Source organism: Rhodococcus wratislaviensis (assembly GCF_041228765.1).
GTDB classification, from domain to species: domain Bacteria; phylum Actinomycetota; class Actinomycetes; order Mycobacteriales; family Mycobacteriaceae; genus Rhodococcus_F; species Rhodococcus_F wratislaviensis.
On the sequence record NZ_CP150488.1, the window covers coordinates 4,571,742 to 4,596,997 of the forward strand.

At 65.5% G+C, this 25,256-nt stretch carries 22 protein-coding genes; 13 read left to right on the forward strand and 9 right to left on the reverse strand.

Going from position 1 to position 25,256, the window contains the following annotated elements:
• The first annotated feature begins 154 nt into the window (after window positions 1-154).
• From WKC72_RS21110 to WKC72_RS21120, 3 genes are all read left to right on the forward strand, one after another.
• A complete protein-coding gene (locus WKC72_RS21110; RefSeq protein WP_370178927.1) occupies window positions 155-1,126 on the forward strand; it encodes a 2Fe-2S iron-sulfur cluster-binding protein in 972 nt (323 codons plus the stop codon).
• A gap of 81 nt (window positions 1,127-1,207) precedes the next feature.
• The gene (locus tag WKC72_RS21115; RefSeq protein ID WP_370178929.1) at window positions 1,208-2,530 is read left to right on the forward strand and encodes a cytochrome P450; all 1,323 of its coding nucleotides are present in this window, start codon (window positions 1,208-1,210) and stop codon (window positions 2,528-2,530) included.
• Window positions 2,531-2,594: 64 nt separating this feature from the next.
• Entirely contained in the window at window positions 2,595-2,900 is a 306-nt protein-coding gene (locus WKC72_RS21120; RefSeq protein WP_037231804.1) for an EthD family reductase, read from the forward strand.
• Between the two features lie 188 nt (window positions 2,901-3,088).
• On the opposite strand, the gene hxlA is transcribed toward WKC72_RS21120, so the two are convergent.
• Together hxlA and hxlB are read right to left on the reverse strand one after the other, a co-directional pair.
• Window positions 3,089-3,718: a 3-hexulose-6-phosphate synthase gene (gene hxlA / locus WKC72_RS21125; RefSeq protein ID WP_037231807.1), complete on the reverse strand. Its 630-nt coding sequence runs from the start codon at window positions 3,716-3,718 to the stop codon at window positions 3,089-3,091.
• Window positions 3,719-3,754: 36 nt separating this feature from the next.
• Window positions 3,755-4,336: a 6-phospho-3-hexuloisomerase gene (gene hxlB / locus WKC72_RS21130; protein ID WP_370178932.1), complete on the reverse strand. Its 582-nt coding sequence runs from the start codon at window positions 4,334-4,336 to the stop codon at window positions 3,755-3,757.
• Window positions 4,337-4,527: 191 nt separating this feature from the next.
• Here hxlB and WKC72_RS21135 point away from each other — a divergent pair, with 191 nt between their 5' ends.
• Window positions 4,528-5,778 (forward strand): LuxR C-terminal-related transcriptional regulator, encoded by a 1,251-nt coding sequence (locus WKC72_RS21135; RefSeq protein ID WP_112298849.1) that lies wholly within the window; start codon window positions 4,528-4,530, stop codon window positions 5,776-5,778.
• Window positions 5,779-5,836: 58 nt separating this feature from the next.
• Here WKC72_RS21135 and WKC72_RS21140 read toward each other — a convergent pair whose 3' ends face one another.
• Together WKC72_RS21140 and WKC72_RS21145 are read right to left on the reverse strand one after the other, a co-directional pair.
• Complete coding sequence (locus WKC72_RS21140; protein ID WP_037231813.1) at window positions 5,837-6,043, reverse strand: hypothetical protein; 207 nt, start codon at window positions 6,041-6,043, stop codon at window positions 5,837-5,839.
• Window positions 6,040-6,294 carry a hypothetical protein gene (locus tag WKC72_RS21145; RefSeq protein WP_235214329.1) on the reverse strand — a complete coding sequence of 85 codons (255 nt, stop codon included), beginning with the start codon at window positions 6,292-6,294 and terminating at the stop codon, window positions 6,040-6,042. Before WKC72_RS21145 ends, WKC72_RS21140 begins: the two co-directional genes overlap by 4 nt.
• A 226-nt stretch (window positions 6,295-6,520) precedes the next feature.
• Here WKC72_RS21145 and WKC72_RS21150 point away from each other — a divergent pair, with 226 nt between their 5' ends.
• Window positions 6,521-6,709, forward strand: coding sequence for a ChaB family protein (locus tag WKC72_RS21150; RefSeq protein ID WP_009473096.1), 189 nt, complete (start codon window positions 6,521-6,523; stop codon window positions 6,707-6,709).
• A 168-nt stretch (window positions 6,710-6,877) separates the two neighbouring features.
• Window positions 6,878-7,306: a nitroreductase/quinone reductase family protein gene (locus WKC72_RS21155; protein WP_112298378.1), complete on the forward strand. Its 429-nt coding sequence runs from the start codon at window positions 6,878-6,880 to the stop codon at window positions 7,304-7,306.
• A gap of 37 nt (window positions 7,307-7,343) precedes the next feature.
• On the opposite strand, the gene WKC72_RS21160 is transcribed toward WKC72_RS21155, so the two are convergent.
• The 5 genes from WKC72_RS21160 to WKC72_RS21180 all read right to left on the reverse strand — a co-directional run bounded on the left by WKC72_RS21160 (window position 7,344) and on the right by WKC72_RS21180 (window position 16,101).
• Entirely contained in the window at window positions 7,344-8,168 is an 825-nt protein-coding gene (locus WKC72_RS21160; RefSeq protein WP_112298377.1) for a TetR/AcrR family transcriptional regulator, read from the reverse strand.
• The gene (locus WKC72_RS21165; protein WP_112298376.1) at window positions 8,165-9,748 is read right to left on the reverse strand and encodes an FAD-dependent monooxygenase; all 1,584 of its coding nucleotides are present in this window, start codon (window positions 9,746-9,748) and stop codon (window positions 8,165-8,167) included. Before WKC72_RS21165 ends, WKC72_RS21160 begins: the two co-directional genes overlap by 4 nt.
• 173 nt (window positions 9,749-9,921) lie before the next feature.
• Window positions 9,922-11,619, reverse strand: a complete 1,698-nt coding sequence (locus WKC72_RS21170; RefSeq protein WP_370178938.1) for a (2,3-dihydroxybenzoyl)adenylate synthase — start codon at window positions 11,617-11,619, stop codon at window positions 9,922-9,924.
• A gap of 43 nt (window positions 11,620-11,662) precedes the next feature.
• Window positions 11,663-13,987, reverse strand: coding sequence for a hydantoinase B/oxoprolinase family protein (locus WKC72_RS21175; protein WP_370178940.1), 2,325 nt, complete (start codon window positions 13,985-13,987; stop codon window positions 11,663-11,665).
• Window positions 13,988-13,998: 11 nt separating this feature from the next.
• Entirely contained in the window at window positions 13,999-16,101 is a 2,103-nt protein-coding gene (locus WKC72_RS21180; RefSeq protein WP_370178942.1) for a hydantoinase/oxoprolinase family protein, read from the reverse strand.
• Window positions 16,102-16,358: 257 nt separating this feature from the next.
• Between WKC72_RS21180 and WKC72_RS21185 the strand changes: the two genes are divergently transcribed.
• From WKC72_RS21185 to WKC72_RS21215, 7 genes are all read left to right on the forward strand, one after another.
• Window positions 16,359-17,117: a maleate cis-trans isomerase gene (locus WKC72_RS21185; RefSeq protein ID WP_370178944.1), complete on the forward strand. Its 759-nt coding sequence runs from the start codon at window positions 16,359-16,361 to the stop codon at window positions 17,115-17,117.
• Window positions 17,118-17,140: 23 nt separating this feature from the next.
• A complete protein-coding gene (locus WKC72_RS21190; RefSeq protein WP_370178946.1) occupies window positions 17,141-17,785 on the forward strand; it encodes a VOC family protein in 645 nt (214 codons plus the stop codon).
• Window positions 17,782-18,027, forward strand: a complete 246-nt coding sequence (locus WKC72_RS21195) for a hypothetical protein (protein ID WP_370178949.1) — start codon at window positions 17,782-17,784, stop codon at window positions 18,025-18,027. Before WKC72_RS21190 ends, WKC72_RS21195 begins: the two co-directional genes overlap by 4 nt.
• Window positions 18,024-19,259 carry an alpha/beta hydrolase gene (locus WKC72_RS21200; RefSeq protein WP_370178951.1) on the forward strand — a complete coding sequence of 412 codons (1,236 nt, stop codon included), beginning with the start codon at window positions 18,024-18,026 and terminating at the stop codon, window positions 19,257-19,259. Before WKC72_RS21195 ends, WKC72_RS21200 begins: the two co-directional genes overlap by 4 nt.
• 108 nt (window positions 19,260-19,367) lie before the next feature.
• Window positions 19,368-20,693 carry an MFS transporter gene (locus tag WKC72_RS21205; protein WP_370178953.1) on the forward strand — a complete coding sequence of 442 codons (1,326 nt, stop codon included), beginning with the start codon at window positions 19,368-19,370 and terminating at the stop codon, window positions 20,691-20,693.
• A 142-nt stretch (window positions 20,694-20,835) separates the two neighbouring features.
• Window positions 20,836-22,590, forward strand: a complete 1,755-nt coding sequence (locus WKC72_RS21210) for an MOSC domain-containing protein (RefSeq protein WP_370178955.1) — start codon at window positions 20,836-20,838, stop codon at window positions 22,588-22,590.
• 110 nt (window positions 22,591-22,700) lie between these two features.
• Window positions 22,701-25,253 carry a LuxR C-terminal-related transcriptional regulator gene (locus WKC72_RS21215; protein WP_370178957.1) on the forward strand — a complete coding sequence of 851 codons (2,553 nt, stop codon included), beginning with the start codon at window positions 22,701-22,703 and terminating at the stop codon, window positions 25,251-25,253.
• Window positions 25,254-25,256 lie beyond the last annotated feature (3 nt).

The following is a 25,256-nucleotide window of genomic DNA, read 5'->3' on the forward strand; positions in this document are numbered from 1 at the left end:
CCGCGCCGCTGTGGGGATAGATATGGCGCAGGCAACTTCGTAACGTCGTCAGTGAGGCCGAACACAACTGCCATCGGCAGTGACAGCCTCGGTCCCTGAACTGAAAGTCGCTCTGTTAGCAGACTTTCCCGCTTCCCAAGCCATGGAGGCTCGTATGTCCACCGTCGCATCCGATACGACACCAGTTCTGCATCTGATCGTGGATGAGGTCCGCCGCGAATGTGACGACGTGCTCACGCTGAGTTTGATCGATAGCGCTGGAGAGGACCTTCCCGAATGGGAAGCAGGCGCGCACATCGACATTCACCTAGCCGGCGACATGGTCAGGCAGTATTCGCTGCACAGCGATCCCGGTGATCGATCTCGTTACGAGGTCGCGATTCTGCGCGATCCGAACAGCCGGGGTGGATCGCAATACATCCACGACGAGATCAAGAAGGGCGCAACGCTCACCACATCGCATCCGCGGAACAATTTTCCACTCGAGTCCGCCGAAGAGTACCTGTTCATCGCCGGCGGTATCGGGATCACGCCGATACTTCCGATGATGGGGGCCGCCACGTCACGGCAACGCCCACATCGGCTGATCTACGCCGGCCGGTCCCGCAGGAATATGGCATTCGCCGATCAACTCGGCGATCAGGACAATGTTCAGTTGTGCGTGTCCAGTGAAGGCGCCCGCATGAATGTCGACGATCTCCTCGGAGCGCACCTCGGTCCTGGGGTGCACATCTACAGCTGCGGACCGCAACGCCTCCTCGACGCGGTCACTGCCCGCTGCGCCGAGCTCGGTATGTCGAAACAGCTGCACGTCGAACACTTCTCCGGAACTGCCGTCGAACTCGACCCTGACGCCGAGATGGCCTTCGAAGTCGAACTCACGAGGTCGGGCAAGACGCTGACCGTCGCGCCCGACCAGACCATCCTCGACGCCGTCCTCGCGTGTGGCATCAAGGCATCGAACAGTTGCGCCGAAGGCGTCTGCGGTTCCTGCGAGACAGCGGTCCTCGAGGGCGAAGTCGACCATCGCGATCAGATCCTCGACGAGGACGAGCAGGCAGAAAACGACGTCATGATGATCTGTTGCTCACGCGCCCGCTCCGGACGGCTCGTCCTCGATCTCTGACGGACACACACGACCCCACACACTCCCTGGTTCGTCGCAGTCGGCGTGCCACCACACCCGTCCACTCATAGGAGAATCGACATGACTGAAACCACCTCCGCGCCGCATGTTTCGGCAGCGTCGCCGGGCAAGTGCCCGGTGAGCCAGTTCGCGGCGGAGTTCAATCCGTTCGACGAGCAATACCTGCAGGACCCGTACGCCGTGTTCACCCGCGCCCGCAACGAGGAACCGGTCTTCTACAGTCCCGAGATCGGGTACTGGGTGGTGAGCCGATACGAGGATGTCGTCGCCATCTTCAGGGACACCGAGTCGTACAGTGCCACCGCAGCCGGTGAGCTGATCAAACCGCCCTGCCCGGCCGCGATGGAGAAACTCGCAGCCGTCGATTTCGTGCCCTCGACGATGCTCGTCGACGAGGACGCACCGCTGCACACCAAGCGGCGTCGTGTGCTTCGCAAGGGCGTCGCTGACGACAGGGTTGCCGAGATCGAGCCGATAACCCGCCGCTTCGTCGGCAACTGCCTCGACGCGATGGTCAAGACCGGCAATGCAGACATGGTCGCGGACATGACGTTCCAGGTGCCGGCCCTGACGGCGTTCGTGCTGATGGGAGTACCGGAGGCCGAGGTCGAACGCGCCCGCGGCTACGCGTCCCGCTTCGCGCTGTGGATCTGGGGGCGCCCGACCGATGAGCAGCAGGTGGAGTTGGCGGGCGAGTTCGCCGCCTACCTCCAGTACGCCCGCGAACACCTCGAGCGGTTGATTGCGAATCCCGGCGACGACTACATGAGCAATGCGATCAAGGCATGGCAGAAGGCCGGTAACGACGACGTCTGGGACAAGACGTACCTTGCCTCGATCATGCAGAGTCACCTCTACGCATCCCACGAAACCACGACGAACGCAACCGCGAACGGTTTCAAGGTGTTGCTCGAGAACCGTGATCAGTGGAAGTTGCTCTGCAACGATCCCTCACTCATCCCGAACGCCGTCGAGGAGATCCTGCGCTACGCGTCCTCGGTGCCGGCCTGGCGGCGAGTGACCACCCGACCGGTGACGATCGGTGGCTTCGACATCGCCGCCGGTGAACGCATCCTCGTGCTCACCGGATCGGCCAACCACGACGACGCCGTGTTCGACGACGGCGACCGCTTCGACATCACCCGCCAGAACGCCGACGAGCATGTGGCGTTCGGATGGGGCATCCACCTCTGCCTGGGGCAGGCTCTGGCCCGGATGGAGATGCGAGTGATGCTCGAGGAGACCACCAAGCGCCTTCCGCACCTGAATCTGGTGGAGAGTCAGGAGTGGACGTACTCGCCGAACACCTCCTTCCGGGGACCTGAGCGCCTCCTGGTCCAGTGGGATCCCGCTCAGAACCCCGCGCCCGACGATCGACCGTGACCGCACTATGGCTTCGCCCTCGATTCCGTCCAGCCCTGACCACTGTTCTGAGAAGAGGAACACAATGCACACCCTGATGGTCCTCTACGGCCGACCTGACGACCACGACGCCTTCCGCGCGTACTACCGGGACACCCACCTGCCGATTGCCCGCAAGCTCCCGGGCGTCCGCGCGATCCGCCACACGGTAGACATTGCGGCAGCGGAGGGACCTACACCGTTCGCCGCGATCTTCGAGGCGGATTTCGATTCCGCAGAGGAAATGTTTGCGGCTCTCGCGTCCCCCGAGGGTGCGGCCGCTCAGGCTGATGTACCCCACTTCGCCACCGGGGGAGTACAGATCCTTCACTTCGAACCGACCTCCACGTAACCGCTCGGCCACAACCGCTCACGGGGTTCTCCGCCATTTATTGCCGGCGGAGAACCCCTTTCCGTTATCTGCACCGGGACCGGACCATGAGCGAACGACGATAGAAGAATGCGGGCGAAATGGGGTCATGCGAATGGGTGAAGGCCCTGAACTGGTGGTGTTCAGGGCCTTCACCCAGCGATCGCGTGCTACTTGGCCAGTGCCTCCTCGAGCGCCTTCGCGGCCGCAGCGGGGTCCTCGGCGCTGTAGATGGCGCCACCGGCGACCGCGACCTCCGCGCCTGCGTCACGGACGGCGGCGATGGTGTCGACCTTCACGCCACCGGCGACGGAGAACGGGACACCGGCGATCTTGCCGTCGTCGAGGAGGGTCTGGATGGAGTACCCGGGCTGGGCCTGCTCGTCGAGTCCGGCGTGGATCTCGACGAACGCGACACCGAGCTTGGAGATCTCGCGGGCGCGCTCGACACGGTTCTCGACGCCGATGAGGTCGGCGACGACCTTCTTGCCGTGCTTCTTGCCTGCCTCGACGGCGCCCTTGATGGTGGCATCGCCGGCGGCGCCGAGGACGGTGACCAGGTCTGCTCCGGCGGAGAAGGCCAGATCTGCCTCGAGGAAGCCGGCGTCGGCGGTCTTGAGGTCGGCGAAGACCTCCTTGTCCGGGTGGGCGGCCTTGATCGCGGTGATGGCGCTGAGGCCGGCGCTCTTGATCAGGGGGGTGCCGAGTTCGATGATGTCGACGTACGGGGCCACCTTGTTGGTCAGGGCCAGCGCGTCGGCGGTGGTGAGCAGATCGACTGCAACCTGCAGCTTCGTCATGTGTATCTCCTGGTTATCTTCTGGTGGGATTCGTGGTCAGCCGATGTTGGCGTGGCGTTCCCACAGCCGCTCGGCGGTCTGGTCTTCGTTGCGCCACAGCGCCTGGAACAGTGCGTCGAAGGCGAGGAGCACGGACTGTTCGAACAGGCTGCCCGCGTACTGGGCGGTGATGGCGGCGCTGTGGTCCTGCTTGTCGGCCGCCGGCAGGACCAGGACCTCGTCGGCGCGCCGGGCGATCGGCGAGTCCGCGGAAGTCGTGACTGCCAGAACCGAGGCACCCACCTTGTTCGCGGTATCGGCCGCGCCGACGACCGAGGCGGTGGTGCCCGACCCCGACACGGCAATCAGTACATCCCCGGCGCCGATGGCGGGGGCGGTGACCTCGCCGGCCACGTGGACGCGCAGGCCGAGGTGCATCAGTCGCATCGCGGCCATCTGGACGGCCAGGCCGCTGCGCCCGTTGCCGATCACGAACACTGCCCGCGCGGTGGTGATGAGCGAGCCGGCGCGGTCCCACTGCTCTGCGGCGACGGAATTGAGTAGGCGCTCGTTCTCGTCGAGCACGATGCGGCGCCCGTCACTGAACCGTGTGCGTGTCTGCTCGACGGTGACGGTCATGGTCCTCCTCGGTGATAGCCGTTCTGGGTGTGAGAACAAGGCTGCCGACTGCGGTGCGGTGCGGCACCCGGTCGGTCGGCGGGTTCGGGCTGGCCGCTTGGCCAGTGCCGTTGCGCCGTGCCTGGCAATACGGTGAATGCGTGGTAAGCGCGGAGCACACTGTTCGGTTGCAGGTTGACGCCTGGGTGGAGATGCGTAAGGTGATCACGGGACCGCTCCCGGACATCGCGGCCCGCTTCTCCCGGTTCCTGGGCCAGTGGTGGTCGCACGATGCTCTGGTGATCTTCACCCGTGAGTGCACCGGACGCCCCCGAAAGGTCGCCGGAAACCGGGAGATCGTCGACCGGGTGACCATCGACGAACTCGACGAGATCAAACAATCCATCGAACCCGGTGGTGTCTTCGCCGGAATCCGTTCGCTGGGAGGTGGACGCCGCCGAGTCTGGGCGATCCGCGACACCGGCGACACCCTGCTCGTCCTGGTCCCGCGGCCATCTCGGACGGGCGCACCCGACCCCGATGAGATCGCGGCAATGTTCGGGATCGTCGCGACCTCCATCCAGCAACAGGTGGCGCAGGCCAGCCCCGACTATCTCGCCGAGTCCCGGGCCGCGTCGAGTGAACGCGCCCGCACCATCGCGGAACTGACGGAGGTGCACGAGGCGACCCTGTCGTCGATCCTGGGAACCCTGCGGTCGAACGACCTCGACGACCGGCGGTCCCGCATCACCGCGAGCGAAACGGCGTCGGCCGCTCTGATCGCGCTGCGGTCGGCGGGTGCCGCTGATCGCGCCCTGTCCGAGGAAGCGGTGACCACGGCATTCGCCAGGCTGCAGGGCGAATTGCGACCTCTGTTGCGGCATCGGGAGGTCGACGTCGACTACGTCGACCCGCCGGCCGACGGCCGTCCGCTTCCTGGTGAGGTGGCGCATGCGGCACGCGCGATGGTCCGCGCCATCGTGCTGGCCTTCGGCGCGCAACCGGTGCTGACCCGGCTGCGGATCGCGTGGGACTGCGACGGTGACAATGTCCTGATCGAGGTCCGCGACCAGGGGCCGGGCGCCATCGACCGCAACGCGCTGACTCGGCAACTGTCCGGACGCCTGCGCACGTTGCGCGGCCGGATCGACATCGAGTCCATCGCCGGGTGGGGGAGTCGGGTGACGCTGACCATTCCGTTGGACCCGCCCACCGCGCGTCCCGACGAGCATCTTCTGTCCACCCTGAACCCCCGCGAGCTCGAAGTCCTTGCGCACCTCGCGGTGGGCAAACGCAATCGCGCCATCGCCGAGGAACTCGGGATCAGCCAGAGCACGATCAAGTTTCACGTCGCGGCCGTGCTCAAGAAGCTCGACGTCGCCAATCGGGGGGAGGCCGGCGCAATCGGAATGCGAGCCGGAATCGCATCCGGCGATGCGTATGCCGCCCTCGGCACCAGCTAGAGCGCCGAACTTCGACCCGGTATGGGCCTCGGCTATGGGCGGGGTCAGCGGATGGTTGTCACATGCTGTCGAAGATGCGTTGTTCGGGGACGCCGGCGTTCTGTGCTGCGGTAACGGCGTCGAGGAGGTCGTCGGTGAGCTGCGCGAAGGTGGCGGATCGGACCCGTTCGGGGGGTCGGTTGCTCGGGTAGGTGGTCAGGAAGCTGTGCAGCATGGCGCAGGTGTCGCGTACGTGCTCGAGTGCCCGGCGTTGGTCGTCGTTCATCGACGGTCCGGATGACGGCCGACGTCCGAGGTCGGCGTTTGGTGCGGCGCCCTGGGCGGACAGGCGTGGTCGACCGCCCTCAACAGGTCGTGCGTGAGTCGTTTGTAGGTGGTGAGCCACCGGTGGTCGACGGGTTCGTCGCGGAGATACGCCGTCAGGGCGGCGGTGTTGTCGCCGGTATCCAACCATCGGCGTAGGTCGGTGGTGCGATCCTGGACGTGCTGTAAGGATGTGTGTGGCGAAACGGGCATCGAGTCTCCTCCGGTACGGACTTCCCTTCGGCGAGAATGAATTTGGCGTTGCTGCGTGTTTCTCGAGGCCATTGTTACCCATACCGGTGCCCGGTGCCAGGTGTTTCCCTGGTCTACACCGTTGGCAGGTAGATGCGGAAAACCCGGTCAACCCGGTACCGCCACGGTGGAACCGGGCGGACAATCGAGGGGTACATCACGGCCACGACCGAGAAGGAGTGGAGCGGTGAACCGAACCGAGCTCCCACAGACACTGCGGCGATCGTCGAAGGAGGTGCAGGCAGCCTTCGCGGCGGCCCACGAGATGGCCGTCCGGCGGTACGGCGAGGGCGAGGAGGCCCAACGAGCGGCGTACGGGGAGCTCAAACAGAGTTACGAGCTCGCAACCGACCACTGGGTTCCCAAGCAGGACTGATTTTCCTCGAGGGCCTGGTGGCGACTGGCGCGTGCATGTGCGTGGCGTCGGATTGGTGGTACCGCACTGGTCGCCACAGCGGTCAGCAGGGGAACGAGTACGACACGAGACGGCGACGTCGGCCTGAAATGCCGACCGTTCCTGCGCCCGGCTGGGAGAATTCGGAGGATGAGCACCGCCAACGACTGGAACGCGGACATCATCGCAGAATTCAGGGCAAACCAGGGCCGAGTGGGTGGCCCATTCGAGGGCGCCCCGGTGGTGCTGGTTCACCACCGGGGCCGTAAGACCGGGCAGGACCGGGTGAGCCCGATGATGTATCTACTGGACGAGGAAGATCCGGACACGATCTACGTCTTTGCTTCCAAGGCCGGTGCCCCGACCAACCCCGACTGGTACTACAACCTCGTCACCGCGGGCAAGGCAGAGATCGAACGCGGCACCGAGCAGTACCCGGTGAGTGTCGTCGAGGTGACCGGTGACGATCGGGATCGGATCTACGCCGAGCAGGGGAGCCGGTATCCCGGCTTTGCCGAATACGCGGAAAAGACGGCGGGCATCCGGACGATCCCTGTGCTGGCACTGCGCCGCGGGTGAGATCCGCCAGAATCAGGGCCATTGCTGCCGAGCGCAGTCAGTCGGGGTGTGATTCGTCGAGCAGCCGTTCGAGGTAGTTCAGGTCCTGGCGGATCATGGCGATCGCTCGTGCGGGACCTTCCGGGGGTGCCGACTGCGGGTCCTGGTGGACCAACGAGCGTACTGCCATGTCTGCGAGTTGAGTGGCGATGACTCGGTCGTCGTCCGCGTTTCCCGGCTGATGCCACCAGGCGATCCAGTTGAGCATGCCGATGACGGCCAAAGCCGCGGTGCGCGGATCGACCGGTCGCATCTCGCCGGTGCGGATGCCGTCTTCGACGACGCGGATGAATTCCTTCAGCACGTGTCGGCGGCTCTGCTCGTAGTTGCGTGAGATGTCTTCGGGTAATTCGGCTTCCGATCGGATGATCAACCGGAATCGATCTGGAGCCTGCGCCTGATGCAATGCGATGGCGGTGGCCATCTCGCGGAGCTTTTCCGTCGGACCCAGATCGGTGCGCTCGTTGATGGTATGCAGCAACGCGGCCGGTGTCTCTGTGCTCTCGCTGACCAGGCGGGAGAGGAGTTCGTCCTTGTTGGCCACGTAGTGATAGAGGGCCGGCCGCGTCAGGCCGGTTGCGTCGGCGATGTCCTGCAGCGTGGTGCTCGCGAATCCTCTTTCGGCAAACAGCCGAGTGGCTTGCTCGATGATCTGCTTTTCCACGAGCTCACGGCGAGGGTTGCTGCGGATGCCCGCGCTCTCGGTCGCAGCCTGATCGGTAGAACGGGATTTGCCCCGGCCTCGGGGTCGGCGCTCTTTCGCGGCCTCCTCGCTTGTCATGTCCGAAGGATAACGGGCGCCGACCACTGGTCGCGCACTCATGTCAAGACCCGCGACGCGGACGACGCCGGATCAGCGTCCGGCGTCGCCGGATCAGTGAAGAACGCGAGGTGCATCCGTACGCTGGCCAAACCTGCCGCGACATCTGCGCGGCAGGATGTGGGGGCCTCGACGACGACGACTGCATCTGTGTCGTGACCGAGACGTTCGGCGAAATCGAGCCTGCTGAGCAGCGATGAGCGGGTAGATGGGCCGGTGAGCCAGAGAGTTCGTGCGGTTGGCGCGGTCTCGATGAGTGCGGTGGCCTCCGGGCCCCAGGCGGAGTCGAAGTCGATGTCGAGCACTGTAGTGGTGGTGGCGCCCCGCAGGTCCGCCGGTGCGATCCGGTGCTCGAATCGGCGGTCACCGTGGTCGAGTGGTTGCCCGAGTATCCAGTCCGTGATGTCTGTGCCGGGGATCGCGTCGGCCGGCAGGTCCGCGTAGCTCGACAGGCCTTTCCTCACAAGCATGGGCGCGGTGTCGTGGAATCGGCTGAGACTGACCTTTCCGGCGCGGGTCATGTAGGCGATCAGAAGCTGTTCGACCGGTAGGTTCATCCGCTGCGGGAAGGACTCCCACCAGAGTTCGCTGCGGTGCGCGATGTGCTGAAGGTATTCGACGGCGGGGCGGCGAGTTCGCTCGTAGTGCGCGAGCGCTTCCTCGAGGTTCGGGGAGGCGGTGAGTGCGTGGTCGAGTGCGATGGCGTCCTCCATGGCGAGCTTGGTGCCCGAGCCGATGGAGTAGTGCGCGGTGTGGGCGGCGTCGCCGAGTAGTACGACATTGCCGCTGTGCCAGTGCCCACACGAGATGGTTCGGAAGCGCATCCAGCGGGTGCGGTTACCGACCAGCGGGTGGTGCTGAAGGGTGTCGGCGAACGCCTCCTGCAGGTAGTGCAGTGACGTTTCGTCGCTGTCGAGCGGCGCTGTCTGCTCGGTGGAAACATCGAATCCTGCCCGTCGCCACGTGTCCTCGTCGGTTTCGATGAGGAAGGTGCTGCGGTGTGGTCCGTACGGGTAGGCGTGCGCCACGAACGTGCCGTGCTCGGTGGTCACCGGTGTGAATAGTGCGCTCGGAAGAGCGAAATCGGTTCCGCACCAGAGGTACAGGCCGGAGCCGGTCTCGATATGTGGATCGAAGCGGTCTGCGAACTGTGCGCGTGTCCCGCTGTTGATGCCGTCGGCCGCGATGATCAGGTCCGCGTCGAGGCCGGCGATGTCCCGGCGTTCGCCGAAGTGCAGTCGGACGCCGGCCTGTCGGGCTTGTTGCTGCAGTACTTCGAGCAGGGAGGTGCGCGCGATCGCGAGGAGGTCCCCGTTCGGTAGGTGGGCGATGTGCCCGCCGACCTGCATCGACATGTCGTGCGGGTGTGCGGCGGCAACGATGGCCTCGAGCGATGCCGAATCGGCCTCGCGAAGATTGCGCTGTGTGCGGGATGCGAGGCCGACGCCGAATCCGAATGTCTTGTCCGGGGCGCTCTGTTCGTACACGGTCACCTCGGCGTCCGGATGGCTGAGTTTGAGCAGTCTCGCGGCATAGAGGCCGCCGGGTCCACCTCCGAGAACTGCGACTCGCTCGAGATTCATGGCAAAACCCTTCAGTCTTTGTGACGTTTAAGTCGAGTATTCTACGTTGCTGTCGAACAGTCAATGTGATGCGTGCAGCCGAGGTCGTGTGGCGAGTGATCGTCTTCGGGGCATGCCCGTGTGGACATGCCCCGAAGGTGTTGATCTTCAACAGAACCGGTCGACGGGGTTATCTACACGACCGCGCCGCGTGCGTCGGCTTCGGCGAGCAGTTTCGCAGCTATCTCGGTACGCAACCGCTTCTTGTCGATTTTGTTCACATTGGTGTGCGGCAAGGTCGGCACCCATTCGAGCCGTTCGGGCCACTTGAACTTCGCGACACCGAGCTGCGCCAGATGGTCTTGAATGGCGTTCATCGACAATGGTTCTCCGTCGGTGGCCACCAGATATGCGCAGGTTTTCTCCCCGAGTCGGGGATCGGGCATGGCGACTACCGCCGCGTCGGCGATGCAGGGGTGCTCGAGCAAGAGTAGTTCGAGTTCCTCGGCGTTGATCTTCTCTCCGCCCCTGTTGATGAGGTCCTTGATTCGGCCCTCGATCGACAGGTACCGCGTGCCGTCGATGACGGTGATCGCGGCGAGATCGCCGGTGCGGTAGAAGCCGTCGGAGGTGAAGGCATCCTGGTTGTGGACCGGGGCGTCGAAGTAGCCGGGGATCGTGTACGGGCCGCGGCAGCACAGTTCTCCGACGTCGCCGTCAGGGAGTTCGTTCTCGGTACCCGGCTCGAGGATGCGAATTTCGTCGTCGGGTGCGATCGGGGTTCCCACGGTCGTCAGGCGAGCGTGCGTGGAGGAGTCGAGCGGGGTCACCGTGAACAGCCCTTCGGACATGCCGAACAGCTGGCCTGCCCAATGCCCCGCACCGTCGTCGGCTCGTTCGAACAGTTCGGGTGGGACTTTGGCACCCGACAGTACGACCCGTCGGAGAGATGCGCGGGCCTTGTCGAAGTCGGGGGTCAGAACTGCCTGGTAGTGGCCGTGCCCGATGAGGACTTCGGTCGCCTCCGTCCGTGCCATCAACTCGAATGCCGTGGGAGCGTCAGCGGTGGCGAGGACCAGGCAGGCGCCGACGGAATGCGCTGCGTGCAGCCCACACGAGATTCCGGCGTTGTGAATGATCGGTATCAGGTGTGCCACGCGACTGTGTTCGTCCCAGCCGAGCCGCCGCGCGTAGAGCAGGGCGTTGTTCCAGTATTCGGCATGGATGCGCGGAATCACCTTGGGCACACCGGTGGTACCGCCGGACAGCTGGAACGCGACGACATCGAGTGGGTCGATCTGCGCTTCGATCTGTTCGACCACGGCGCGGGCCGCGGCAGGATCGGTCTCGGGGCCGATGTCTTCCAGTCGGGTCACGCCCGGCTGAGTCTCACCCGCCTCGTCGCCGACGCTGATGATGTGCCGGATGCTGGGATGCCCGGCGGCGTGTTCGCGTGCGAACTCCACGAGATCGAATCCCGCGGTGCGGGCCTCGACGATGTGCCCCACAGCGCCGACCTTCCGGCTGACGTGCCCGATCTCGTGCATGCGGTGCGCGGCCAGAGTCGCGACGGGAACCAGGCCGGCCTTGAGGCAGCCGTACCAGGCAAGGACGGTCTCCAGGCGATTGGTCAGCTGGAATATGACCGGATCGAGTCGCTCGAGCCCGAGCCGAACCAGTCCGGCCGCGATCTGGTCGGTCCGCCGGTCCAGTTCGGCGAAGCTCATCGAGCCCTCCGCGCTGATCACCGCCGTTCGATCCGGGCACCGGGTGGCGATCTGGTGCAGTCGCCGGCCGGTGGGATCGGCGCTCCACATCCCGCTTTCGCGGTAATGCCTGGCCCGGTCGGCGGGGAACGTGACGAGGCGTCCGCCCCAATCCGAGAAGGTCACCGCCGCCCTCCTGGTTCCAGTGTCATCGAAGGTTTCGCCGACATTATCGCTCCGCTACCGCGGGGAGGAGGCGGGCGATGTCCAGGGCGTGATCGGGGTGATCGGCGGGGACGATGCCGGAGTAGATGGCGGTCCAGCAACCGGGGCAGCACAGCTGCCGGAAGACGACGGGGGCGTCGACGTACTCGCGCGGATCGGAGGTCACCTGTGGTCCGGCGGTCGAGGAGGGACCTTCGAACCGGGCGAGGTCCAGCGCAGCATTGGTCTTGTCGTCTCCGAGGAGGCGTCCGCACTGGGCGCAGGCGATTGCGCGGGTGTCCCCGATCGTGACCTCCGCCAGGTTGTCGTCGAGTCTGCGAGCCCCGGCCAGGTCGAGCACGGGGGCATCGGACCGAGTAGTGCCGGAGCGGTCTCGGCGCTCCGTGCGCATCTCGTCCCGCCGATCCGAGGTCCGGATCTCATCGGCGCCTCCGCCGGAGAGGATGACTCCATAGACGGTCTCGGCACCGTTTTCGGTGACCTTGCCTTCGCGGAAGTCGGCTGCCACGGCGGCCGGGTCGCGCAGCAACGGATCACCGTAGCCGCCGCCGCCCTGCCAGTGCATGTACAGCACCTCACCGGGTGCCACGTAGCTCTCGGCGTAGCAGGCTCCGAGTTCACGGCCGCCGCCCAGATCGTCGAGGTCGTCGGGGATGCGCCCGGCCGCGAACTGTTCGACGATGTCGGTGCCGCGCGCGAGGACCTCGACGCCGGTATTGCCGGGGTATCCGCCTGCGAGACCGTTGTTCTGGGCGACGGCCTTGCCCGCCGACGCCAGTACCAGGCCCATCGGCAGGCTGGTGCCGTACGGGGTGATGGCGATGGAGGCACTGACGCCACCGCGCTGGCGTCCGGGTCCGCCGGAGTCGGGTTCCTCGCGGCGCCACAGGGTGAGCAGCGGGTAGAGGAATTCGGTCATTTCGGTGTCCGGGATGCGGCCCATCGGGATGCAGAAGAGGCCACCGGTGTCCATGCCGTCGGCGGTGGGGCGGGCCCCGTAGCCGCCGGCCATCGGCTCCATCATGATGTTGAGGAACGGCACCGACTGTTCGGGGCGTTCGTCGAGACCGGCGATCACGGCGGTGTCCCAGGTGCCGCAGCACGCGGCCTGCACGCTTGTGCCGAGATCGACCGACCGGTCGAGCATCTGCGACAGGCATTCGGCGATCAGGGTGCCGGTGAGCCAGGCGGGGCCGATCGGTCCGCGGCTGACCGCGGCGGGGAAGGTGGCGTTGTTGATCGTGCCTTCTTCGGATACCAGGTCGAAGCAGCGCATCAGCCCGCCCGCGGACCAGGGGATGTCGCCGGCGAGGATCGGAAGCAGGGCGAGCATGACTCCGCCGCGCATGCCCGCGTAAGTGCAGTTGATGACGCCGGTCTGCGGATCGGTGCCGGTGAAGTCGAAGGTGAGGTGGTCGGCGGCCTTGGTCATGGCCACGGTGATCTTGTGGATTCCGCGGTCGCCGGTGTGTGACTGATCCTGGTAGCCGGTGGCCTTCCAGGTTCCGTCGGGCAGCGAGGTGAGCTTGCCGCGCAGACGTCCCTCGGCGTCGGCCATCATCCTCTTCATCACGGCCTTGACGGTGTCGGCGCCATACTGCTCGATCACCGCGAGCAGTCGGTTGCGGCCCACCGTGTTGGCGCCGATCTTCGCGCGGAGATCGAGTCCGACGAGCATCGGCACCCGCGAGCGCCGCACCCAGGCGTCGGAGACGTCGCGTTGCAGCTCGTAGTCGCGGACCACCTTGATGGGGGGTGTCGGCAGGGACTCGGAGAACACGTCCTTTGCGGAGGGGTCGAACGAGCCGAGCCCAGATCCGCCGAGGTCGGGTTCGTGACAGATGGCGCTGGTCCAGGCGAAGAGCTTGCCCTCGTGGAAGATTGGTTGGTAGACGATCACGTCGCTCTGGTGCAGGCCGCCGCCGACCCAGGGGTCGTTGCACAGGAACATGTCGCCCTCGGTGATGCCCGGGTTGGTCGCGCGGTGCTGGAGCGTCCAGTAGATGGCGAGGTCGACGGCGCCGACGAGCATGGTGTTGTACAGCCCGACCTGCACTTCCTGCCCGATTTCGTCGCTGATCGCGAAGTCGAAGTCGTTGGCGTCGGTGACGATGGGGGAGCCGGACATGCGTTTGAGTGCTTCGCCCATTTCGTCGGTGACCGACCACAGCCGGTGCCGGATGACTTCGTAGGTCAGTGGGTCGAGGTTGTCGATGTGCTCCTGGCTGACGGTGTGGACTGCCAGCGTCGGGGGCAGCGATCGCGCGAGTGCGTCGGGATCGATGGGTCGGCTCGAGAAGATTTCGGAGCCGGGGATTTGCATGGTCATCTTCGGTGCTCCTACTGGGCGACGATGGTGAGGTTGCCGAGGCGGTCGACGGTGCCGGTGGTGTCGTGGGGAACGACGACGGTGGTCGTGGGGACTTCGATGATGGCCGGCCCGTGCAGGACGTGTCCGGCGAGCAGCTGGCTGTAGTCGTAGACGTCGGTGTCGACGTAGCCGATCCTGCCGTCCAGGCACACTTTTCGGGTTCCGATATGTGCTGGTGTGGGATCGGCGGAGTCCGCGGACTTGACCTCCGGCAGCGTGGGGGAGAACGGCAGGAGGCCGGTGGCCCGCACACGGTAGGTGATGGCCTGGATTCCGGCCTCACGGAAGCCGCTGTCTTTTCCGTAGAGTTCGGCGTACCGCTGCTCGAAGAGATCCGACGCAGCGTGGATACCGGCAGCGTCGAGGCTGCCGGAAGGCACCGCTGTCGCTACCTCCGCGAGTTGCATGGTGTAACGCATGTCGATTTCGCGTTCGATCTCCACCCCGGTGAACGTCAGCCCCTGCCGGTTGAGTTGCTCGAGAACCTGGGACTCGAGTTGGGCGAAGTTGCGCTCGGCACGGGCAGGATCGAGCGGCATGGCGGCCGGGTCGGACAGTTCAGCGGCGAGGACGATGTTGGACGAGGCCAATCCGTAGGCGGAGAACGCCGAGGCCACCTGCCCGAGCGGGACGATGACTTCCTTGACGCCGACCTCTCGGGCGTAGGCGGCGCAGTGGGCTGGGCCGGCACCGCCGAAGGCGTAGAGCACGAAGTCGCGGGGGTCGTGTCCCGCCTCGACCACCGTCTTGCGCAGCAGGTCACCGGTCTGGGCGTTCTGTACGGCGTAGATCGCCGCGGCCGCGTCTTCGACCGACAGCCCGAGGGGCTCGGCGATCCTGGTGCGGATCGCATCCCGTGCGAGGTCCTTGTCCAGCGGCTTACGGCCGCCGAGGAGTCCGCGTTCGGGCAGGATTCCGAGCACCAGATTCGCATCGGCGTTGGTCGGTTCGGTGCCGCCCTGGCCGTAGCAGGCCGGGCCGGGGACGGCCTGGGCGCTGTGCGGGCCGATCTGCAGATTGCCGCCGGGGTCGACCCAGGCGATGGCGCCGCCGCCGGATCCGATGGCGTGCACCTCGAGGGTGGGGACGTTGATCGGGTGGTGGTTGATGATGGTGCTGGACGCCCGGACGGGTTCGCCGTCGACGACGAGGCCGACGAGGAAGGTGGTGCCGCCCACGTCGGTGGCAATGATGTTGCGGTGGCCGAGTTGCTTGCCGAGGGACACCGCACCGACCACGCCACCGGTCAGCACCGAACCGACGGTGCTGATCGCGTTCTTCGGTGCCTCGGCGGCTGCGACGGCACCGCCGTTGCTTTGCATCACCAGCAGGGGTCCGGCGAGTGTGCGTTCCCGCAGCTTCGACTCCAGTGAACCGAGGTAGTCACGCAGCCCGGGCCCGATCTGGGTGCTCATGATGGTCGTCGCGTTGCGGGCAAATTCGCGGATGCGCGGGCTCACCTCACTCGACAGGGACACGAACACCGTCGGGTCGATCTCGTGGACGAGCTCACGGATGCGCTGTTCATGCGTCGGGTTGCGGAACGACCACAGCAGTGAGACCGCGATCGCGGTGATGCCGTCGGCGAGAAGCGTGCGGATGGCTCGACGGGCGGATTCTTCGTCGAGTGCGACGACGACGTTGCCGTCGCGGTCGAGTCGTTCGGTTACTTCCAGGGCATGCTTCTTCGGTATCAGGCCATGAGATTTGCTCTGCCCCATGACATTTTGCAACTGCTCCGGTGAGCCACCCAGGTATCGGCCCTCGACATTCATGATGTAGATGGAGTCGCGGTGACCCTTGGTGGTGAGAAAGCCGACCGGGGGCACGTTGCCCATGACGAGCGCGTTGAGCGACGACGTGGTGCCGTGTGCGATGTGGTGGGTGTTCGCCAGCATTTCCTCGATCGGGCAGCCCAATTGCCCGGCGAGGACCTCGAGGACATCGATCACGCCGCGGGAGTAGTCCGGCGGTGTCGAGGGGGCCTTCGCAGCGAGAATAGTGCCGGCATCGTCGTCCAATACCGCGTCGGTGAACGTGCCACCGACGTCCACTCCGATCACATATGCCATTGCAGCTGCGCTCCTTCGTGCTGGGGGGAAATTCAGGGGGCGGTGTGAGGTCATCCTCGAACACTCCTTACGTCTGTGTCGAGTATTCGACGTGAATGATGACATGTCAAGAGCCAACTGTGAGTGCCGTCACGGATGTGAGGAAGTTATGACGAACCCACACCCGCGCCACTCGGGGCTTGACGAATCATCATCAGCGTCGAATACTCGTCATAGGCGTAAATCTACGTCCGACTCCACATCAGAAGGGCCACAACATGGGCATTCATCGCATCGGACTCGTCGTACCGAGTTCGAATGTGACCGTCGAGACGGAAATGCCGGCACTGCTCAACCGGCATGCGCACGCGCGGTTCTCGTTTCATTCGAGCCGGATGCGGATGCAGTCCGTGTCCCCGGAACAGCTACGGGCGATGAACGCCCAACGCGAGCGGTGCATCCTCGAACTCGGTGATGCCGGGGTAGACGCCATCCTCTACGCGTGCCTGGTCGCCCTGATGTCGGTGGGGCCCGGAGAGCATCAGCGGGTGGAGGGGCTGATTGCCGAGCAACTGGCCACCGGCGGTTCGGAAGCGGCGATCCGCTCGAGCGCGGGCGCACTCGTCGAAGCGCTCCATGCCATCCACGCCGAACGGATCGTCCTGGTCACCCCCTACGTGCGTCCCCTCGCCGAGCAGGTCGTCGCGTACATCGAGGCCGAAGGAATTCAGGTAGTGGACTGGCGAGCCCTCGAAGTCGCCGACAACGCGGAGGTCGGCTGCATCCCAGGCCACCGGGTCATGGACGCCGCCCGATCACTCGACCGTGCCGGAGCCGACGCGTTGGTGATCTCCGCGTGTGTGCAGATGCCCTCACTCGACCTCGTCCAATCGGCCGAAGACGAGTTCGGGCTGCCCGTCCTCTCGGCCGCCACCGCCGGCGCCTACAGCCTGCTGCGGGCGCTCGACCTTGCGGTCGACATTCCCGGAGCCGGCGGTCTGCTGCGTGCCGATGCTCCGGCCACCGCTGTTCAGTAGCCTCGAATCCATTGGAGTTCACCATGTCCGACCTGCAGCACACAGTCAAAGGCGTCGACCACGTCGCCTACCCGACATTCGACCCCGCCGCGACCGTCACGTTCTACCGCGACGTTCTCGGGTTCCCGGTGGTGCACTCGATCTGCGCGGCCGGCTGGGGCCCGGAGAAACACCCCGACTTCATCCATTTCTTCTTCGATATCGGCAACGACGACCGATTGGCCTTCTTCTACTACTTCGGCCTCGAACCGTTCGATGGCGGCCCGCAGGGCGACTCCTACTCCCGGTTCGCGGAGGACGTCCCGATCTTCTTCATCCGCTCCCGCCATCTGGCAATCCACGTGGACAGCGAAGACGACCTGATGGAATACCGGCGGCGCTTGGATCACAGCTCGTGGCCGGTGGAGATGCAGATCCAGCACGAGACGATCGAGTCGATCTACACCCACGACCCCAACGGCTACATGATCGAAATTACCCGGGCGCTGCGCCCGGTCACCCCGCAGGAAGACCTCGACGCCAACCTGACCATCGACGCCCTCGTCGACGTCGTGACCGGCCCGGACCCCAGCATGGCCGCGCTGCTCACCCGCAAAGCCGATCTGATCACCGAACGGGCAGCGGCCTGGCAGCAGGAGCAGGAATCGAAGGAGATGGTGACACGATGACGATCCTGTTCATCCTCGACGTCCCGGAGAACACGGCTGTCGCCGAGGTGGCCGGTCGCAACCCGGCGGTCACCGTCGACCACGTCGGACCCTATTTCCGAATCGTCTCCGACTCGGCCATCGTCATCGACCGCCGCGCCACCGGCTGCCGCCACGCCGTCTGGTACAGCAGCGTCGCAGGATTGGCGCAGTCCCGCATTACACAGTGGGACAAGGACGCCATGCGAGTCGAGCCGCAATGAGCGAGAGCACCCAACGGCTCGGCGCCGGACGGTACATCGACGCCGCGCAGGCCCCCGACGCCACCGTCACGTCGGTACACGAACTCGCCACCGCGGATGGCGCGAAGGTCTCCGGTGTCCTGCGGACGGTGCCCGGCGCGCACACCGTCGTCGCGCTGACGCACCCGCGCCAGGATCTGACTCACCACGTGCTGGTGCCCGAACTGCTCGCCCGCGGGTACGCGGTGTGGACGCAGGGCACCCGATCGGTCAACAATGACATCGCACTGGTGCACGAGCAGGCCTTGCTGGATGTCGCGGCCGGGCAAGTATTCCTGCGGGAGAGGGGTTTCGACCACGTTGTCGCCCTCGGCCATTCCGGTGGCGGGACCCTCTTCGCGTTCTACCACCAGCAAGCCGGTTTGCCGTCGGGGGAGCGGCTGACCCATACCCCCGCGGGCAGACCCATCGATCTCGCAGGGACCGAGATGCCCCGGCCCGACGCGGCGATATTCATGGCACCGCACCCCGGTCAGGGCGCACTGCTGCTGCGGCTGATCGACCCATCGGTCGTCGACGAGTCCGACCCGCTCTCAACGGATTCGGACCTGAACCCGTTCGATCCCGCCAACGGATTCGCCGAACCACCCCACAGTTCCTCCTACTCACCCGAATTCATCACCCGCTACCGCCAGGCGCAGCACGACCGCATCGCCCGCCTCGACACCATCGCCCGGCAACGTATCGACGAAGCCTCCGACGCGCGCCGGCGGTACACGAGCACCGCCGATCCAGCGGATCGCCGCGCTGCCCTCGCACCCCGCGTCCTCACCGTCTACCGCACCGACGCGGACCTGCGGTTCGTCGATCTGTCGCTGAACCCGAACGAACGCCCTTACGGGTCGCTGTTCGGCCGCCGACCCGACCTGACCAACTACGGACTCGTCGGCTTCGGCCGCTTTGCCACGCCGGACGCCTGGTTGTCGACCTGGTCCGGGCTCAGCAGCAACGCCGACTTCCTGCGCTGCGCCCCGACGGTGACCGCACCGACACTCTTCGTCGAACTCACCGGAGACCAAGCCTGCTTCCCCGACGATGCCAAGACGATGTGCGATGCACTCGGCTCGACGGACAAAACCCACGTCCGTGTCGCCGGCACTCACTTCGGCGGACCGATCCGCGACCGCGCACCCACCGGTGCCAGCCTCGCCGCCGGAGACATCGGCGCGTGGCTGGCAGTCAGATTCCCGTAAATAGACGACCACAACCCGATACGCCGGACCTCGCGCCGCAGTGACCTGACTTCTTCCGCAGGTCACCGCGGTCGTCGGTCTGGGCTTACCCTCCGAGCGGAGAAACCGATGCGTGCCCGTATCTCACCCGCAGCCCCCGTTGTCGGGCTCTGCCTGATGGCCCTCGTCCTCGAGGGCTATGACCTCCTCATGTACGGAACAGTGGTTCCGTCACTGCTCACCTACGCCCCCTGGGACCTCGACGCCACAGACGTCGGGATGCTGGGCTCGCTCACCGGCATCGGCATGCTGGTCGGTGCCCTCCTCGCCGCGGCGGTTGCCGATCGGTGGGGACGCCGCCGCACCCTCCTCGCCGCCGTCATCACGTTCTCCACAGCCATGGGTGCGTGCGCGATCGCACCCACCCCCGAGGTGTTCGGGGCGGGGCGCTTCGCCGTTGGACTCGGCGCCGGTGTCCTCATGCCCACAGCCGCCGCCACACTGATCGAATTCGCCGAACCCCGCGCCCGGGCCCGGTCGCTGGCCATGGGGTTCGTCGGCACCTGCATCGGCGGCATACTCGCCGGAGTGCTTTCCCTGTGGTTGGTGCCCACCCACGGCTTCCGGTCGATGTTTCTCGCCGGCATGGTGCCGGCGCTGATGTTCTTGCCCCTGATGCTCGCGTTCCTCCCGGAATCACCCGCCTACCTCGCTTTCCGTGGAGAACATGCCGCCGCGGCTGCGATTGCCGACCGGTATGGCGTCGAACGCACCGCCGGCCCTACTTCCACCCCGCCCAGCCGGGACCGTGGCCTACACGCACTCTTCGGTATCGACCGCACTCTCACGACCCTGTTGTTCTGGTGCATGACGCTGCTCTGTTTGCTGGTGTTGTTCGGCGTGGCGACCTGGCTACCCGCGCTGATGAAATCGGCCGGATACCCTCTGGGCGCGTCCCTGTCTTTTCTCCTGACCCTGAACATCGGAGGCGCCCTGGGTGCCCTCGGCGGCGCCGTGCTCGCGGACCGGTACGGGATCAAACCCGTCACTGCAGCATTCTTTCTGTGCGCCGCGATCGCACTACTGCTCGTTACCACCACTCCGCCGTTGGTCGTCGTCTACTTGTTGGTGTTGCTCGCCGGAGTCGGCACGACCGGCACCCAGATCCTTCTCAATACGTTCATCGGCAGTCACTACCCCGCATCGAACCGTGCCACAGGACTGGGTATGGCCTTGGGTGTGGGCCGGATCGGGGCGATCGTCGGCCCCACCTACGGTGGCGTCCTCGTCGCGATCGGGACCGGAACCAACTGGCAACTGGCGGCTTTCGCAGCACCGGCCGTCGTCGGTGCCATCCTGACCGTGCTCGTTCCTCAGCGCACACCGATCCACCGATTCGCTCAGACCCGACGTCCTTCCGCGGCCGCGGATATCGATCGGAACGCTGTTTCATGACCGTCGGCCGGGAGTGGCGCAGATCACGGTCGGATATAGGATGTTCTGCGACATGACGAAGCTGCTCATCGCGATGGCCGGGGCACGAACGATGGACACCTCCGGCTACCTGTTCCGCGCGAAACAGTAAGGGGCAACCACAGTGGCACGCCTGCAGTCACTCAACGTCGGTATGCCGAAAGACGTGCCCTGGCAAGGCCGGACCGTCCACACCGGCATCTTCAAGTACCCCGTCGACGGTCCCCGCATGGTCCGCACGCTCAACATCGACGGCGACGGTCAAGGCGATCTCGGCGGTCACGGCGGAGAAATTCGTGCCGTGCTCGTCTACCAATGTCAGTCCTACGACTTCTGGCGGCGTCATCTCGGTCGCGACGATCTCGAATACGGCCAGTTCGGTGAGAACTTCACCGTCGACGGCCTACCCGACGACGAGGTGCACATCGGTGACCGCTATCGGATCGGTGACGCCGAGTTCGAGGTCACTCAGCCACGCGTCACTTGTTATCGGGTCGGAATGCGCCTGGGTGAACCCGAGATGCCTGCGCTGCTGGTTGCCCACCACCGGCCCGGGTTCTACTTCCGGGTCATCACCGAAGGTTACGTGCATGCAGGCGACGAGATCATCCGCACCCGGATCGGCCGACACCGCATGAGCGTCGCCGCGATCGACGCACTGCTCTACCTACCCGACCGGGACATCGGCCAACTCCGGAACGCAGTGGACATCCCCGCGCTCAGCCCCGGCTGGCAGCGATCGTTTCGCGATCTGCTCGACACCGCAGAGCACCCGACTCGCGCCGAAGAGCCGCCCGTCGGCGCCCAACCGGACGGCTGGGCCGGCTTCCGACCGCTGCGGGTGTCACGGATTGTTCCCGAGAGCACAACCGTGGCGTCGATCCACCTGGCACCACACGACGACGCCCCGCTGACCCGGCCGAAACCCGGCCAGTACCTCACCCTCCGCGTCGCCGGCGCCGCCGACCCGCCACCGGTGCGCAACTATTCGCTGTCCGCCGCTCCGTCGGACAACGAGTACCGCATCAGCGTCAAACGCGAGACCCAGGGCCTCGTCAGCACCTATCTCCACACGCAGTTACGTGTCGGCGATACCGTCGACGTCGCTTCTCCGCGTGGCGATTTCGTTCTCACCGAAGACCACGATGACACCACGCCCGTGCTCCTGCTCTCGGCCGGCGTCGGGGTGACCCCCGTTCTGGCGATGCTGCATGCACTCGCCGCAGCCCACAGCAAGCGCGACATCTGGTGGCTGCACACCGCCCATTCAGCCGCCGAACACGCTTTCGCGGCCGAAGCGCACCGGTTGCTGACCAGTGTCGACCGAGGTCACGAACACGTCTACTACACCGCCCAGGGGCCGACGGCGAACCTGGTTCCGCCGGCCGTCCCCGGCCGCATCAACCGCGAAGCTTTGGCCGCACTGGGCCTGCCCACCAACGTGGTCACCTACCTGTGCGGTCCCACCGCGTTCATGGCCGCGCTCCGCGAGGTACTCCTGCACATCGGTGTGGAGTCCGACCGCATCCACACCGAGTTGTTCGGCGCACTCCCGGCCATCAACCCCGGACTCACCGACTCCACCCACACCCCGCCGCACCAGCCCCCGGGACCCGTCGGCACCGGGCCGCGCATCACGTTCACCCGCAGCGGACTCACCGTGCCATGGAGCGACCAGTACAGCACCGTCCTCGATTTCGCCGAAGCCTGCGACGTTCCGACCCGCTGGTCGTGTCGCACCGGCGTGTGCCACACCTGCCAGACCCCGGTCCTCTCCGGGACCGTCCGATACCGACCGGACCCCCTGGAACCCCCGATCCCGGGCACGACCCTCTTGTGCTGCTCGCAACCCGAAACCGACCTCGTTCTCGATCTCTGACAAGCCAGGGGGCCCACGTGGCTCCGTCGCGCCAACTACCGCTGGAAAACGCAAAGCGTCACGGATCGATGATTTCCCGCGCCTATTCACGCAGTAGCTAAGATTGCGTCGTGGACGGTGTCTGGCCGCTTACGGGCAGGGATGAGGAACTGCGGCGCATCTGGGCGGCTATCGAAGGCTCTGGTGATGGCTCTGGGGTTCTTGTGGCGGGCGGTGCCGGTGTTGGCAAGAGTCGGTTGGCGAGTGCCGCCGTCGCCGTACTTGCCAAACGGCACGCCGTCCGGTGGGTCACCGCTACGGCCTCGGCTCGAACTCTTCCGTTGGGAGCGTTTGCTCAATGGGCACCGATCTCGCAGGCCGACCCGATGATGGTCATCCATACCGTCATCAAGGCGCTCACTGCTGGCGACAAGCCCGTAGTCGTGGCCGTCGACGACGTTCACCTGCTCGACGACCTGTCCGTCGTCGTCATCCAACAACTCGTGCAGCGCGGCCTTGCCAAGGTCGTGCTCACCCTGCGCAGCACAGAACCGGCCCCCGACACCATCACCACCCTCTGGAAAGACGGGTTCCTCAACCGGATCGATTTAGATCCCCTGCGCAAGAACGACACTGAACGCTTGCTTTCGCAAGCGCTCGCTGGGCCCGTCGCCCCCGCAACGGCGGCCGAACTGTGGAACCTGACCCGCGGCAACGTGCTGTTCCTGCGGCATCTCGTTTGCCAGGAACGCGACGCCGGACGGCTCGTGAGCGACGTCGGCACCTGGCGGTGGAGCGGTGAACCCGTCGTCTCACCCACCCTCGCCAAACTCATTACCGGCCAGCTTGGTTCGCTGACCGATGACACGGCAGAAGTCCTCGACTACCTCGCGATTGGCGAACCCATAGACGGCACGGTGTTGGAAGCCCTCACCAGTCCGCACGCGGTCAAGGAAGTGCATTCCCGCGGCCTCATCGACATGACCAGCGAAAACGGCGATATCGCCGTCCGCCTCAGCCACCCCCTCTACGGTGAAGTCCGTCGCAGCACTGGCAACCTCCTACAACTGCGCCGCCTGCGCGGTCGTCTCGCAACCGCTCTTTCCACCCGCGCTGATCCAACACCCGCAGCTTTGTTGCGACGCGCATTGCTGAGACTCGAATCCGACCTGCCGCCCGACCTGGGGCTCTACCTCGCCGCCACCGCCACCGCACTACGACTCCACGATGCTCCCCTCGCCCTTCGCTTCGCGGACGCCGGACATATATCTGACAGCGGCTTTCAAGGCGCGATGCTGCACTACTGGGTGCTCAATAACGTCGGTCGGGCACAGGATGCATTCGCCCTGCTCGAGGCGCTCGATCAGAACGCGCTAACGCTCGAGGAGCAACGGCGACTGTCCGTTATGCGAGTCGGCACCCTCTGCTGGAGCCTCGGCGATCCCGAACGGGCGAGGCAAGAACTGGCAATCGCCAAGGTAGCGCCCTATAACCACGAATCGTCCGAGCTAGCCGCATTCGAGGCACTCCTCGAGTCGGTGCAAGGCCGCCGACCCGACCACGCGATCGCCGCAGGAAACGTGGTCTTTCAGACTGCGCCGAGCGATATGGCATTCGTGCTCACCTCATGCGCCCTGGTCATTGCCCACGGTTACTCAGGAAATGCCGCCAAGGTTTTTCCATTGACCAAGCGGGCCTCCGCCTTAGTCGCAACCTCTAGTGATGCGTCCGCGCTGGAGTATGGGATCGTCTACTTCCACATCGAAGCAATGTTCATCGCGGGGTACCTTCAGGCCGCGGAACAAGTCATGACCCAGTTTGTCGAGTATGCCGCGAACACTCCCGGAACCATAGGTTTGTTCGTCTCATTGCTCCACAGCTACGTTGACCTCTCCCAAGGCCATCTGAACGCTGCGCTCGAGGTTCTGAACAGGGCGGATCGCGAATTCCGTACCACCACGTACGACAGATCAGCTGTCGTCAGCTGCCGGGTTTACCTGATTCTCGCGTTATCGCATCGCGGGGACGGGAAACGCGCAGCGGAGCTGGTGCGCGATCTCGACACGCTGAATCCCTACGGCTTCCTCCGATCAGCGTGCACCCTAGCCAAAGCATGGGCTGCGGCCGCCCAGCAGATGATCGCCGAGGCAATCCGCCTCGCCCGGAAGGCGGCCGCGATCGCGGCCGATCGCGGCCACTTCGGCCAAGAACTCCTGTGTCTGCAAGCCGCATCGCAATTCGGCGATCACACCACAGCGCACCGGCTGAACGAGCTCACCGACCTCGTCGACGGGCCACGGGTCCACGCCGTTGCACTGCATGCCAACGGTCTGACCAGCGTTGACGGCGAAAAACTTGCCGAGGCCTCACGGCGGTACGAAGAAATCGGTGACATCGTCGCAGCGACCGATGCCTCCGCCCAAGCCGGAACTCTCTTCCGCGAACAGCAACATCATGGTTCCGCACTGACAGCCATCGACCGTGCCAGGACGCTGGCAGGCACCCACCGCGGACTCAACACCCCCGCACTGCGCCAAGCCGGCGAAACCACCCCACTCACGAGACGGCAGCGCGAAATTGTCGCCCTCGTCTCCCAGGGCTTCACCAACAAAGAGATCGCCGAACGCCTCGGAGTCTCCATCCGCACAGTCGAAGGCCACCGCTACCACGCCAGACTGCGCTGATCG